13 protein-coding genes and 1 tRNA gene are annotated in these 13,447 nt (G+C 67.4%); 9 read left to right on the forward strand and 5 right to left on the reverse strand.

The annotated features are described in order from the left end of the window. Positions 1-9 precede the first annotated feature (9 nt). Both ACZ6O0_RS11405 and ACZ6O0_RS11410 read left to right on the forward strand, forming a co-directional pair. Positions 10-2,481, forward strand: a complete 2,472-nt coding sequence (locus ACZ6O0_RS11405) for an arylsulfatase (protein WP_465764739.1) — start codon at positions 10-12, stop codon at positions 2,479-2,481. A gap of 31 nt (positions 2,482-2,512) precedes the next feature. Continuing rightward, positions 2,513-3,028 (forward strand): DUF1269 domain-containing protein, encoded by a 516-nt coding sequence (locus ACZ6O0_RS11410; RefSeq protein WP_465764740.1) that lies wholly within the window; start codon positions 2,513-2,515, stop codon positions 3,026-3,028. A 15-nt stretch (positions 3,029-3,043) separates the two neighbouring features. Here the strand turns inward: ACZ6O0_RS11410 and ACZ6O0_RS11415 are convergent, their stop codons facing one another. Then, a complete protein-coding gene (locus ACZ6O0_RS11415; RefSeq protein WP_465764741.1) occupies positions 3,044-5,767 on the reverse strand; it encodes a winged helix-turn-helix domain-containing protein in 2,724 nt (907 codons plus the stop codon). 216 nt (positions 5,768-5,983) lie between these two features. On the opposite strand from ACZ6O0_RS11415, the gene ACZ6O0_RS11420 reads away from it, so the two are divergent. Together ACZ6O0_RS11420 and ACZ6O0_RS11425 are read left to right on the forward strand one after the other, a co-directional pair. Next, a complete protein-coding gene (locus ACZ6O0_RS11420) occupies positions 5,984-6,211 on the forward strand; it encodes a hypothetical protein (protein WP_465764742.1) in 228 nt (75 codons plus the stop codon). 1 nt (position 6,212) lies between these two features. Continuing rightward, the gene (locus ACZ6O0_RS11425) at positions 6,213-6,398 is read left to right on the forward strand and encodes a hypothetical protein (RefSeq protein ID WP_465764743.1); all 186 of its coding nucleotides are present in this window, start codon (positions 6,213-6,215) and stop codon (positions 6,396-6,398) included. A gap of 243 nt (positions 6,399-6,641) precedes the next feature. Here the strand turns inward: ACZ6O0_RS11425 and ACZ6O0_RS11430 are convergent, their stop codons facing one another. Together ACZ6O0_RS11430 and ACZ6O0_RS11435 are read right to left on the reverse strand one after the other, a co-directional pair. Next, complete coding sequence (locus ACZ6O0_RS11430) at positions 6,642-7,964, reverse strand: tyrosine-type recombinase/integrase (protein ID WP_465764744.1); 1,323 nt, start codon at positions 7,962-7,964, stop codon at positions 6,642-6,644. Between the two features lie 85 nt (positions 7,965-8,049). Continuing rightward, positions 8,050-8,122 (reverse strand) — tRNA-Lys (locus tag ACZ6O0_RS11435). A 145-nt stretch (positions 8,123-8,267) separates the two neighbouring features. Between ACZ6O0_RS11435 and ACZ6O0_RS11440 the strand changes: the two genes are divergently transcribed. The 3 genes from ACZ6O0_RS11440 to ACZ6O0_RS11450 all read left to right on the forward strand — a co-directional run bounded on the left by ACZ6O0_RS11440 (position 8,268) and on the right by ACZ6O0_RS11450 (position 10,838). After that, on the forward strand, positions 8,268-8,930 hold the full coding sequence (locus ACZ6O0_RS11440) for a hypothetical protein (RefSeq protein ID WP_465764745.1): 663 nt from the start codon (positions 8,268-8,270) through the stop codon (positions 8,928-8,930). Between the two features lie 124 nt (positions 8,931-9,054). After that, positions 9,055-10,041 (forward strand): ArsR/SmtB family transcription factor, encoded by a 987-nt coding sequence (locus ACZ6O0_RS11445; RefSeq protein ID WP_465764746.1) that lies wholly within the window; start codon positions 9,055-9,057, stop codon positions 10,039-10,041. A 158-nt stretch (positions 10,042-10,199) separates the two neighbouring features. After that, complete coding sequence (locus ACZ6O0_RS11450) at positions 10,200-10,838, forward strand: G5 domain-containing protein (RefSeq protein ID WP_465764747.1); 639 nt, start codon at positions 10,200-10,202, stop codon at positions 10,836-10,838. Here ACZ6O0_RS11450 and ACZ6O0_RS11455 read toward each other — a convergent pair. Continuing rightward, a complete protein-coding gene (locus ACZ6O0_RS11455) occupies positions 10,835-11,350 on the reverse strand; it encodes a YceI family protein (protein ID WP_465764748.1) in 516 nt (171 codons plus the stop codon). The genes ACZ6O0_RS11450 and ACZ6O0_RS11455 overlap by 4 nt on opposite strands. Positions 11,351-11,398: 48 nt before the next feature. Continuing rightward, positions 11,399-11,983: a TIGR03086 family metal-binding protein gene (locus tag ACZ6O0_RS11460; protein ID WP_465764749.1), complete on the reverse strand. Its 585-nt coding sequence runs from the start codon at positions 11,981-11,983 to the stop codon at positions 11,399-11,401. A gap of 52 nt (positions 11,984-12,035) precedes the next feature. Here ACZ6O0_RS11460 and ACZ6O0_RS11465 point away from each other — a divergent pair, with 52 nt between their 5' ends. Together ACZ6O0_RS11465 and ACZ6O0_RS11470 are read left to right on the forward strand one after the other, a co-directional pair. Continuing rightward, entirely contained in the window at positions 12,036-12,455 is a 420-nt protein-coding gene (locus tag ACZ6O0_RS11465; protein WP_465764750.1) for a MarR family winged helix-turn-helix transcriptional regulator, read from the forward strand. Positions 12,456-12,531: 76 nt separating this feature from the next. Beyond that, positions 12,532-13,407 (forward strand): hypothetical protein, encoded by an 876-nt coding sequence (locus ACZ6O0_RS11470; RefSeq protein WP_465764751.1) that lies wholly within the window; start codon positions 12,532-12,534, stop codon positions 13,405-13,407. Positions 13,408-13,447 lie beyond the last annotated feature (40 nt).

Below are 13,447 nucleotides of genomic sequence, written 5' to 3' on the forward strand. Positions count from 1 at the left end.
GGTGAGGACGTGACCGCGCTGGACGGGGAGTCTTGGGACCTTAGACACAGTCACGCGCAATCTTGGGAGATTGTCATGGGCGAACAGATTGACCGGACCGTGCTCCCGATCCGACCTCACGGATTCGGTGGCGTCGCTATGAAGACGCTGGATGGTTCGCAGCCGGACTGGGGACTGATCAGTCAAGAGCACCCTCCGGAAGGGGCGCCGAACGTCCTGCTCGTCCTGATCGATGACGCCGGCTTCGGCAATCCGAGCACGTTCGGAGGCCCCATCCGCACTCCGAATTACGACCGCGTGGCCGCTGAGGGTTTGCGCTATAACCGGTTCCACGTGACGGCGATGTGCTCACCGACGCGGGCGGCGCTACTTACCGGCCGCAACCACCATGCCGTCGGCATGGGAGGCATCCCCGAATTCTCCTGCGGCTTCCCGGGCTACTCGGCCATGTTGCACCACGACGCGGCCCCGTTCCCACGCGTCCTGAAGGAAAACGGGTACTCCACCGGCGCGGTCGGTAAGTGGCACCTCACACCTGAGGGGGAGCAGGGACCCGCCGGACCGTTCGAGCGCTGGCCGAACGGCTGGGGCTTCGACTACTTCTGGGGCTTCCTCGCCCCGGAGGCCGGTCAGTACGACACGATGATCGCGGAGAATCAGAAGTTCATCGGAGTGGTGGATGGCAAGGACGGGAAGCCGTTCTATTTCCCTGAGGCGATGACCGACCAGGCGATCGACTGGGTTCATGGCGTTCGAGGACACGACGCTCAGAAGCCGTGGTTCTTGTACTACGCGACCGGTTGCAGCCACGCGCCGCACCACGTCGCCAAGGAGTGGTCCGACAAGTACCGAGGCCAGTTCGACCAGGGCTGGGATCGGCTGCGGGAGGAGACGTTCGAGCGTCAGAAGGCGCTCGGTGTCGTTCCCGCGGATACGATTCTGACCCCTCGCCCGGACGAGCTGCCTGCCTGGGACTCGCTGTCGGAGAACAGCAAACGGCTCTTCGCCCACCAGATGGAGGTTTACGCCGGCTACTCCGAGAACGCCGATCACCACGTCGGCAGGCTTCTTGCCGCGATCGAGGAGATGGGTGAGCTCGACAACACTGTCGTTGTCTGGATCTGGGGTGACAACGGGGCCAGCCTGGAAGGCACCCCCACGGGCACCTTCAACGAGGGCACGATGGTCAACGGCCTTCCGCTCACCGACGAGGAGCAGATGCAGCTCGCGCTCAAGTGGGGTGGGCTGGAGGCGTGGGGCACCGAGATGATGTACCCGCACTACTCCACCGCCTGGGCCTGGGCCGGGAACACGCCGTTTGCGTGGGGCAAGCAGGTCGCCTCCCACCTCGGCGGCACCCGCGACCCGCTCGTGATCCGGTGGCCCGAACGCATCCCTGAGGGCGGCGGGATGCGGTCGCAGTTCACGCACGTCACCGACATCGGGCCCACCATCCTCGACATCGTCGGGATCCCGCAGCCCACCCGCGTCGACGGGGTCGAGCAACAGCCGATGACGGGTGTGAGCTTCGCGGACTCGCTCGCCGACCCGCAGGCCTCGGAGCGTCACACGCAGCAGTACTTCGAGAACTTCGGAAACCGCGCGATGTACAAGGACGGCTGGTGGCTGTCGATGAAGATGCCACGAGTGCCTTGGCGGCTGGATCCCGAGCAGTTGAAGCGGTTCGCTCCTGGCGTGTGGAACCCTGACGATGATCCGGCCGAGCTGTACTACCTCCCCGACGACTTCTCGCAAGCGACCAATCTGGCCGCCGACCACCCGGAGAAGATCAAGGAGCTCCAGGCGCTGTTCTGGGAGGAGGCCGAGAAGTACCACGTCATGCCTTTGCTCGCCGCGTTCGCCGGCTTCTTCGGCATGCTGCCGCCGCTGGGGACGCAGACGAAGACGACGTATTACGGGGATGTCCAGAACGTCGCGCCCGGTTTGGTCCCGCGGGTCTACAACCACTCCTACACGATCAGCGCGGACCTCCACATTCCCGAGGGCGGCGCCGAAGGGGTCATTGTCGCCGACGCCAACCATCTGGGCGGTTTCTCGCTCTTCGTCCAGGATGGGAAGCTGAAGCACACCTACGCCTTCCTCGGCGTGTTCGAGTACCAGCAGGAATCCGAATCCGTGCTGCCGACCGGGGACGTAAACGTGCTGATGAGCTTTGACGCGGACGAGGCCAAACCGGCGACCGGCGGCGACGTCACGTTGTTCGTCAACGGCGCGCAGGTAGGCAAGGGCCGGATGGACCACACGGTTCCGTTCGGGTTCAGCGGCTACTCGGGTCTGGACGTGGGCCGCGACAACGGCCTTGTCGTGGACCGGACGTACGCCGACAAGGCGCCGTTCGTGTTCACCGGCACGGTCAAGAAGGTCGTGTTCGATGTGGCCCCGCACCTCGATGATGTCGACGAGGCAGAGCTTCACGCCAAAGCCCGCCAGGCCGACACCGCCCGCGGCATCAACGCCTGAGCCGCAACGCGGCTCACCGAAGGAGCAATCCATGGTTGACACACAGTTCGACGTCGTCATCGCCGCCTACCTGATCCCGGAGTTGGCCCTTGTCGACTTCAACGGGTTGGTGAAGAAGGTCGAGGACAAGCAGCTCGTCGTCGAGGGCGTGGCACTCGTCACGGTCGACGCCGACGGAACGGTCGACGTCAAGGAGACGGGTGACCATCTGGGGCGCAAAGGAGTCAAGGTGGGCGGCGGGGTCGGTCTAGTCGTGGGACTCCTCTCACCCCCGTTGCTGGCGGCGACCGTCGTCGGCGCTGCAGCGGGTGGACTGGTCGGGAAGTTCGCCAGTCACAAGGCGGCCAGCGGGCTCGGTGAGAAGATGGGTGCTGCGTTGCCGCCGGGTTCGGCCGGCATCGTCGCAATCTACGACCGTGCCCAGAGCCAGACCGTCGACGACACCCTGGCCAGCGCGGTGCGCAAGTCGGTTGCGCCGGTGGACGGCGCCGGGGCGAAACAACTCAAGGCCGCACTGGCGGAAGCCCAAGCCGGAATGGGCGGTTGAGGAGTCGTATCGGGATCACGACAAGATCCCGAGCGAGCGGCTGCGCCGGACCGCGTCACGGCGGTTCGTGACGCTGAGCTTGCGATAGAGGCCCTTGAGATGCGCCTTGACCGTGTTCACCGAGATGAACAGGTCGTCGGCGATCTCGGCGTTCGTCTGGAGTGTCGGGAGCGCCCACAGGATGGTCAACTCGCGCTCCGTCAGCGATTCCCTGAGCGGCTCGGGCTCAGACGTCGACGGCTTGAGAGCTCCGAGCCGTGCCAGGACCTCCTGGCCGATCCCGACCAGGGCAGGGTCGGCTTCGACGAGCTGCTGGAGGAGCATCGGCAGCCGCTCGGACCCCGAGACCAGGAACGGGCGAAGCAACCGCTGGGGGCTGGCCACGGCCAGGGCCTGGCGAAGGTAGTCCAGCGAGTCGTGCGTCCGCCGGAGCTGATCGGCGACCAGTGCTCGCACCAGCCAGGTCTCGGTCTCAGTGAGAGGGTCGACACCACCCTCTACCGCCTGCTCGCACGTGTCATGGGCGAGGCTCTCGGCGGCGGAAAGGTCCGCGGAGGCCCGCATCAGCCGGGCCAGGCAGACGCGGCCTGTCGCACTCAGGTTCGCCGCCCGCAGGTTCGCAATCGCGCCGGTCAGCTCGCCCGGACTGTGCGCGAGCAGAAGGGTCTCCGTGGTGGCGCGCGTGCGCCAGTCCTGCAGGAACACCGGCGCCGACCACTTCGCCGCCACCGCTGCGGCCGCCGCCAGCGCACGGTGGGCAGCACGGACCCGACCGCGCGACACCGCGACAAGTGCCTGACACACATGGACGGCTGTCGTGGGGGCCGGCTCGTTTGCGCCTTCGGTGGCGGCCAATCCGGCTGAGACCGAACGGTCCGCATCGTCGGTGTCACCACGGAGGAGGCTGACGTAGGCCTTCGTGATGTGGGCGCTGCGCAGTTCGAATCGCGAAGTCACGCCGCGGGCTTCGGCCATGTCCAGCGCCGTCGCCGCAAACCGCTCTGCCTCGTCCAGACGTCCCTCGACGAGCCCGCAGAACCCGAGGTGTGCCCATGCGTTCATCGCCGAGAGCTGAATCCCGACCTCTTCCAGGCGCCTGGCCGAGGCCAGGAGCACGGTCCCTGCCTCTTGTAGCCGTCCGGTCCACAGCAACCCGACGCCGAGGTTGTTGGCGGCGACGGCGCCGAGCCCGGGCAGTGCTGGGAACGGGCGGCTCGTCTGGTCCAGCCGCGTCAGCACCGCGGTGGCTCTCGTGACCACCGCGGCGGCATCGCTGCGGGTCCGCGCCGTTGAGCAGGCGATCATCTCCACGATGGCACCGGTGGCAGAGCGCAGATCGGCCGGCGTCGAGTCGAGCAGCGCGTGTGCCGCCTCGGTGTGGGTGCTCATGGCCGCAAACCGACCCTCGAGGAACGCCAGGGCCCAGGCGCAGACGGCCAGCGGCGCGGTCGGTGCAAGCTGTTCGTAGGGAACGGCGGCCAGGAGTCGCTCGACCATCCGTCGATCCGGACCAAGGATCGCCAAAACAGCTGTTTCCACGAAGATTGTGGAGAACAGCGTCCAGTCCTCTGCTTGTGCGCTGTGACGAAGCGCGGCAACCGGTTCCCCGTGTCGGGCCAACCACCGCGCGGCAGCCCCGTGCGCCGCGCGGAACTGGCCCGGATGATCTCGGGTGAGGGTGTGCTCAAGCATCTCCCGCAGCAGCGGATGGTAGTGATACCAGTACCGTTCGGGTCCGAGCGCGGTGACGAACTGATGGCTGTGTTCAAGCGCCTCGAGGCGGCCTTGGCCCCGGCCGCCAGAGACGATCGCGTCGGCCAGTTCGGCACAGATGCGGTCCGCGACGCTGGTGCGGACCAGGAAGTCGCGCACGTCCGGAGTCTGCTGATCAAGCACTTCAGCGACGAAGTACTCGCCGATCGAGCGGTCGCTACCCCCGAAACCTGACAGGTCGCGGGCGGCACTCGGTCGGCTCAGGTGCATCATGGCCAGCCTCACCCCGGCCGGCCAGCCGTCGGTCCGCTCGCGGATCCGCACAAGATCGGCGGCAGTTAGGTCGAGACCCAGAGCCTGAGCAAGGCTGCCGAGCTCGGCAGCCGTGAAGGCGAGATCGTCGGCCGAGAGTTCGCTGAGCCCGCCAGACAGCCGCAGCCGGTGCAGCGGCAGCACCGGGTCTGTTCGGGTGACTAGCACCAACCGCAGCGGAAGGTCATGGCGCAACAGCACCGCAATGCTGTCGAGAACGCCGCGGTCCTCGATCTTGTGGAAGTCGTCGAGGACCAGGACGGTCGGCGACGGCAGCGCGAATAGCCCTCGATAGGTCGCCTGCATCGTCTCCGGCGACATTGGGTCCGTCGGGGCGAGCACGGCCAGCGGGTGACCGGGCGGAATCAGCCCGGTGCGACGCAGGGCAGCAAGGACAGCTGTCCAGAACGCTGCCACGCTGTCGTCACCGGCCTCCACGCTCAACCAGGCAACCGCAGCATCCCGTTTCCCCGAAACCCACGCCGAAACGGCGGACGTCTTCCCCCAGCCAGGTCCGGCAGTCACCACCGTCAGCCTGCCTTGACTCGCCCGATCCAGTTCGGCATACAGTTCGGCGCGGGCGACCGTACCGACCGGGTGCACCGGGACTGCCACGCGCGCCGCCAGCAGTCCGGAGCGCACGGGCTCCCCGTCCGCGCCGAGAGATTCCAGGGCAGACCCGATGTCACGGGATTGAACGAGTGACTCCCCCACACCGTGAGGCTACTCGTTCACGTGACTCCGAGACGAGTGCTCCCGGCGAGACCGATGGACCTGCCACGAAGGCCACTTGGGCGTGAACTACCCGCCGCGGGTAGGTCACGAATGGTGAGGGGCCGAGATGATGTGAAGGCCACCACCCGGTAGCGGTCCTCACCATCTGCTCGCTCGGAGTGCGGCAACCGATGACCGATCCAGGAGGCAGCTACCGTGACGGCGAAGCTCTACGAGATCCATGTCCGCGGCCCACTGCCCGACGGTGTCCTCGAGGAGTTAGGCAGTCTCCGGGTCATGGCGGAGCCGCCCCGGACCGTACTGTGTGGACCGGTGCGCGACCAGGCAGCTCTGCTCGGGATCCTGCTCAGACTCCAGAGCATCGGCATCGAACTCGTCGAGGTGCGCCAGTTTCCCGGTCGGCCCACGCGGCGGGAGACCTAGCGTGTACATCGAAATCGTTGTGGAAGGCGCCCTTGGTGACCTTGCTGCCTCAGCCTTCCCCGAACTGGCCATGGAGCGCCGGCAGATCCTCTTGGCCTCCGACTCAGACGCACAAGTGGTTCTCGATGCCCTCAGCCACCACAACGTGGAAATCGTGGTGATTCGGTGGCGAGCACAGCCTCCCTAGAGCGCGTCGGCGGTTGGCCGCTCAGTGCTGCCGGCAATCCCAGAACTCGGGGCGGGGTGGCGCGGTGCGGCGATCTTTTGGAAGGGGGAGTCTGCGGACGGTTGAAGAAGTCGTTGCTTTCGGCCCCATTCATTCTACGGAGCGTAAGCACGGCACGGTCCAGCAGGCCACAGGTCTTGCAGCATCCTGCAATGGCCAGACGTTCATTCAGTCGGCACACCCCGTCGCGAACTCGCTGCCACGTTAGCCACGTCGGCCGGGCCGCGGCATGCGGCTGGCCAGGAGCCCGGCGGCGCGCTTGTCAGACTCCGGAACCCAGGCCGCGTAGACGCGAAGCGTGGTTGTTCCGCCGCCTCCGTGGCCAAGCCGGCCCGCGACGGTTCGGATATCGACTCCGGCGCTGATCAGTTCCGTCGCCGAGTAGTGCCGCAGGGTGTGAAGGTGGCTGTCTATGCCGAGACTCTTGCACATGCGTGCGTAGCGGTGGGTGACGCCGTCGGGATTGCATGGCTTGCTGTTGTCGGGTTCGTAGGAGAAGACGTAGGCCGAGTCGATCGCCGGCGCGCCGAGCTGCGCCATGCGCTCCTCATAGGCTTGACGGTGGATCGCCAGCAGTTCCAACGTGTCGGGATCCAGCGCGTTGCGGCGCATCTGATGGGTCTTGGTGTCTTTCTCGAACTTCTTGCCGCGCCGCTGTATGTAGTTCCTGCGGAACTCCGCGACGCCCTCGCCGTCGAGATGAAGGTCTGACCAGCGGAGAGCGAGTATCTCGCCGCGGCGGCTGCCGGTGACCATTACGAGCCACACGAGCATCCCCCAAGCCAAATCCTCGTCCCACGCGCGTTCGGCGATCCGGGCCGCCTCGGCAGCAGTGGGCGGCTTTGGCTGCGGCGCCTTCTGCTTGGGCTTCTTCGCGGTCTCGGCTGGGTTGGTCAATATCCACTCATAACGAACAGCCATGTCGAGCGCACCAGTGATGATCGCGTGGATCTGCCTGACGCTCGATTCGCCCATGGGCTTGCAGGCATGGGGCTTGCACTCGGTCACCTTGCATCCGGCGGCAGTGCAGTCATGCTCCGCGGCCTCGGTTGCTTTTGGCCGACCTGGTCGCCGACGGTGCTTCACTACTCGACACTCATGCGGACGACTCGTGCGGTGGTCCACCATCGGTTTGCCATCGCAAAGCGCGCTGCACTTTCGGAGCCTCTTGTAAAACTGCTCGATTGTACGAGTCCGCAGCTCGGACACCGGGATGTCGCCAAGCGGGGGCTTGATGCTCCGTTCGAAGTAGCCCCTGTAGCTGTCGAGGGTCGTTTCCTCGCCCTCGTGTCCCTCCAGCCAGTCCTCGATGACGTACGCAAGGGTTGCCCGGGAGGCCGCATTGCGCTGCTTGTCCACCTGCGCCTGGAGGCGCGTTTGGATTCGCTCGACTTCTCGCTCATCCCGAGTGGACTCGCTGAGGTAGATGTCGTTGCCCGTGACTGGGTCCACACCGGCGTAGACCCTGATGTTGTACGAGCTGCCCCTGAGCCGGACCGACCCCCGCGGTCGCTGCTTCCGCGCCATACACGAAGGCTAGCATGGACAGAGCCATGGACAGCCAGGATGCTTATGACGGTCTGACCTGGATAAAAGCCCAGGTCAGACGCGGTAGGCCCCGTGGGACTCGAACCCACAACCCGCGGATTAAAAGTCCGCTGCTCTGCCAGTTGAGCTAGAGGCCCTCTCACGAGGGGTGAGGGGAACAGTGTGTCAGGTTTGTCGAGGGGTTTGCTCGTTGGGGGCGGGGTCGGCGGGGCGGGGCTAGTGACTGTTCGGGGCGGGGTGGGCGGCGTACTCTCGGGCTCAGGGGGACAAGGGGGCACGACTATGGGGGTTGTGGACCGGGCCGCTGTCATCGGGGTGCACCGCGAGGTGGTGGATGCGTGGCGGGAGATCGTCGGGCTGGCGAGTACGTTGGGGCTGGCCGATCGGATTGTGATCGGGGTCAAGCTGAAGGCGCGGGCCGAGGCGTTGGCGGCGTACGAGGGGCTGGTCCGGGACGCGGGGGACCTGGCCGGTGACGCGCGGGCGTTCGCGGCGGCGGTGAAGACGCAGAATCCGCTGACTGCCGTGTGCTGCGGGGTCGGGGTCGCTGCGGGGGTGCTGGGGTTCTTCGGGTGGTGGTCGGTCGAGGCGCTGAAGCGGGCGCTCATGGCGGACGCGGAGTCGCCGGGGATGGCGCAGACGACGGTCGCGCTGATCGGCGTGCTGACGGTGGCGGCGGGGGCGGTGATCATCGGGGTCGTCCGGGCTGCGGTGACCGCGGCTCAGGTCGGGCTGCAGGCGCTCGAGATCTTCGGGGTCAACGAGCACCCGGCCGCGGTTCTGCTGCGCGAGGTGCGGCCGGCGGAGGAGCGGCTGTTCGCGGTGTTCCAGCAGCGGGTTCCGGAACCACCGATCAGCGCGGCGCCGTTGATTGCGCTGGCTGTCGGCGGTCTGGTCGCGGGGATCGTCGTCGCCGCACTCGCCGGGGTGGGCGCGGCAAGCTGAGCGGCACGCCGGTTCAAGCTGACGTTTGACCCTCTGGTTGCCTACGCTGTGTATTGCACACAGGTCAAAGCGGTCACGCTGGGGGTGTCCACTGGCGTGCCGCTTCCTCGGGGGAGGAATGGCGATGGGTTTCCGGATCCATTTCGGCTGCGCCGATCTTGCGCGTACGACGATCGGCCGCGAGCCGGATCCGTTGTGGGAAGTGCTCCTCGGCATGCACATGCTGCAGACCGATGACGAGCCGGCGGTGTTCGGTCCGTGGCGTCAGCGGACCCGCGCCCGGCTCACCCCGATCGAGCGAGAGCTCCTCGTACTCGCGCCGCCCGTCGGCTACTCGCCCGACTTCCTCACCCCGGCCGAGTCCGTCGACGGGCTCGACGCCGGGCTGGCCGCGGTGGCGGCGACACCGAAGCGCCGGCTGCACGAGGAGCTGAGTCAACTGGCCGAGGAGGTCCGGCTGCCGCGCTGGACCCGGCGCCTCGCCGTCGGCGATCCCGCCGTACTCGCGAAGGTCTGCCAAGGCCTCAAGCACTTCCACCGCACCAAGATCGCTCCGCAGATGCCGACGATCGCCAGCATGGTCGACCGCGACGTACGGCTGCACAGCAACACCGTGACGACCGGCGGCTTCGAGACGCTCGCCACGACACTGCATCCGGCCCTGCACTGGGGACCGCCCGTGCTGCACGTCGACATGAAGCACATCGACCGCGACCTGTACCTCCGCGGCCGCGGCATCCGCCTCGTCCCGTCGTTCTTCTGTTGGCGGCACCCGATCATGCCCGCCGACTCCGACCTGCCGCCGGTGCTCGTCTATCCGGTCCAACATGATCCGGCCGGCGCCGAGCCGACCGAGCAGTGCGCCGACCCGGAGCGCGCTCTCGCGGACCTCCTCGGCCGTACGCGCGCCGCCGTACTGCGGACCATCTCCGCCGGCGCCTGCTCCACCAGCGAACTGGCTGCCCGCGCCGGCATCTCGCTCGCGTCGGCCAGCGAACACGCCCGCGTCCTGCACCGCACCGGGCTCGTCACCACGCGCCGCGCGGGCAACGCCGTACGGCACACCATCAGCCCGATCGGCACCCACATCCTCACCGGTACGCACGGCTGACCGGCCGGTAGGTCACGAAACCACTGCGGTTCGTCGCGGATCCGCGCCGACCCCTCGCCGCCCGATGCATCAGGGTGGTATGGATCGGAATTCGTCCGGGACGTCCGGGCGCTGACAATCCCGCCGCGGGGGGAACCGACGGCGGGTTGGGGGGAATCGTGCACTTCCTTCGTGCTGCGCTGACACCGGTCGCTCTGCTGGCCGTCGGCGCACTCGCCACCGGCTGCGGATCATCATCGGGTACGTCGGGTGTCGCCGAACCGGCCGCGATCGCGAGCATCCGGGTCACCACGACACCAACGCCGACGCCGGCGACGTCACAGCCGATCACCAAGCCGACGACCACGCCGACCGCGACCGCGAAGAAGCCGACGACGACCAAGAAGAGAGTCGTCGAGTTCCGCACCATCCCGTTCAAGAAGAAGACGGTCACGGACGACTCGCTCCCGAAGGGCGAGACGACGATCCGGACCACCGGGGTCGACGGGACGCGCAAGCTGACCTACGAGGTCACGTACGTGAACGGCGTACAGAAGACCAAGGAACTCGTCCGCCAGGAGGTGTCCAAGCAGCCGCGCACCCAGGTGACCGTCGTCGGCACCAAGGTCGAGGAGACCGGCTCGTCGGGCTGCGACCCGAACTACAGCGGCGCCTGCGTCCCGATCGCCAGTGATGTCGACTGCTCGGGCGGCAGCGGGAACGGCCCGGCGTACGTGCGCGGTCCGGTCACCGTGATCGGCGACGACATCTACGGCCTGGACAACGACGGCGACGGCATCGGCTGCGAGAAGTCCTAGCCGCGGACGGCGGTGAACTGGAGGTCGAGAACCACGTCCGGGCTGACCAGGATCGTGGTCACGGCGTTCCAGTTCGCCCGCCAGTCCATCCGGTTGATCGTCCGCGTCGCGTGGAAGGTCGCGTCGCCGGTCAGCGTGAACGGGATCGTGATCGAACGCTTCACACCGCGGATGGTCAGGTCGCCCGTGACGTCGAACGTCGTCGCGTCGACCTGCTCGACCCGCGTCGACACGAAGCTCAGGACCGGGTACGCCGCCGCGCCGAGAAAGTCCTTGCTGAGTTGAGCATCCCGCCGCTTGTCACCCGTCTCGATGCTGTCCGCCCGGATCGTGATCCGCGCGCTCGACCGCGCCGGGTCGTTGCCATCCAAGTGCGCACCGCCCTCGAACTCCCCGAACCGTCCGTGCACCCGGGTCCCGAACCGATGCCGCGCCACAAACCCGATCCGCGTCGCTTCACCGTCGAGCACATAATCACCACTCAGCTCACTGAGCCTCGTCGTAGTCGTCATGCCAGTACGACGAGACACCCCCGCCAACTGTCAGGCCCGACGAACCGATCAGTTCGGCCAGTTCGGGGAGCGGCCGAGGTGGGAGACGATTTGGTCCAGGGGGTTGGGTCCGGACCAGGGGATGTCTGGGGCGAAGGCTGCGCCGGGGACCTGGCGGGCGGGGCCGGTGGGGACTATGTGGGCGATGGTCTGGGCGGCTTCCAGGAGATCGGGGGCGAAGGTGACTGTGGTGTCGAGGGACTTGGCGACGTCCCAGCTGTGGACGACGTAGTCGATGAAGTGGAAGCTGATGGCCTGGTGGCCGGGGAAGGATGCGCCGAACTCGTGGAGGGGGAACTGGCGCTCGGTGACGCCGTCCTCGGCGAAGGCGGTGAGGACGTGTTCGGCGGAGGTGATGTAGGCCTTCACGGGGTCGTCGCCGAGGTCGCGCAACTTCCAGATCTCCGCGCTGTCCTCGCCGCGGGAGGCGGCCGCGAAGCCGTAGTGCTGGGTGGCCATGTGCGCGAGCAGGCCGTAGAGCGTCCAGGCCCGGCAGGGCGTCGGCTTGGACAGGTCGTCGGGGGTGACGCGGGCGACCAGGTCGATGCTGGCCCGGACGGCGTCGGCGTCGAAGGAGACGTAATCAGTAGGCATGTGCTTATCATATGCGCCAGCCTATAATTTCGCCAGTGCTATCGTCCGGAACATGACCGACGAGCGCCCCGATCTCGCCGCGATGCTGTATCCGCTGGTGCGTGTGCTCATCGCGGAGGAGATGCCCGTGCTCGCCGACCACGAGGTCTCGATGTGGGGGTACTCGGTGCTCACCGCGCTCGACGAGACTCCCGTGCGTACGCAGGCGGCCCTCGCCCAGGCGATCGGCGCGGACAAGTCACGCATCATCGGCACGCTCGACGAGCTCCAGGACGCCGGCCTGATCGAGCGCACGCCGGACCCCGACGATCGTCGGGTCCGCCTGCTCTCGATCACCACGCAGGGTCGTCGGGTACGCCGTGCCGTCCGCAAGGACATCCGCGTCCGCGAGGACCGCCTCCTCGCCAAGCTCCCACCGAAGGACCGCGAAGCCTTCCTCCGCGCCCTCCGCCACCTCCACGACACTCGCTGACGTTCCATCCCGCGATGGAGCCCGTTCCCTCGCACGAGTGATCCGTACGGCGGATGCGCGCCAACAGACTGTCCGCATGGCAACCACGCGCGTGCCCACGGCCGCACTCGTCTGGGCGGCGTCGTACGGATGTCTGCGCGTCTGGTTCGCCACCGGCCACGCACCGGGCTGGAAGCTCCCGGGCCGCGACCTCCTGGTCCCGGACTGGATTGCGGTGGCGGGTTGCCTGGTCAGCGTCGCCGCACTGCTCGCCCTCAGCCGGCAGCCGAGGTCCCGATTGCTGATCGGGTCGTTGTGGGCACTCGCCGCCGGCTGGGTGGCAGCGGCCGCGTTCGCCCTGCTCGACGTCGTCGCCGGCCTGCTCCCCGGTTTGGGGATCCCATTCGATGTGCACGGCATGCTCACCCGCTTCACCGCGCTCGGAGGCGCGGCCCTCCTCGCGAGCACAGCCCTGGCCTACCAGCGACGCCTCGACCCGACCTGCCTCCGCTGCACAGGTCGGCCGCGTCCCACCACAACCCCGCACTGGCCGGCCTGGCTAGCCGTCGCCGGCTGCCTGACCCGCCTGGCCGCCCAAGCCGCCGTCGGCTTCGACACCACCCCGTACGCCGGCAACCTCTCGGTGATCATCTTCGAAGGCGGCTTCCTCCTGGCCGGGATCGCCCTCCCGCTGCTCCTCGTCTACCCGCCCGGCCGGATCTTCCCGCGCTGGATGCTGCTCCTCCCCGGTGTCGGACTGGGCGCCGGTATCACGGCGTACTTCGGGGTCGGACTCCTCCAGATGATCGTCGCCACGCTCCAAGGCAAGCCCGTGTACGGCGACGTCGGCCTGCCGGACGCCTTCTTCTGGGTCGCCGTCCCGGCCTATCTCGTCTGGGGTATCGGTCTCACCAGAGCCACCTACGGCTACCACCTCCGCACCCGCAAACCCTGCCGGGGCTGTGGACTGTGATTTGATCCTGTACAGAATGGTGGCGAGAACAGCAGCCAAC

This window comes from Kribbella sp. NPDC048837 (assembly GCF_055586945.1).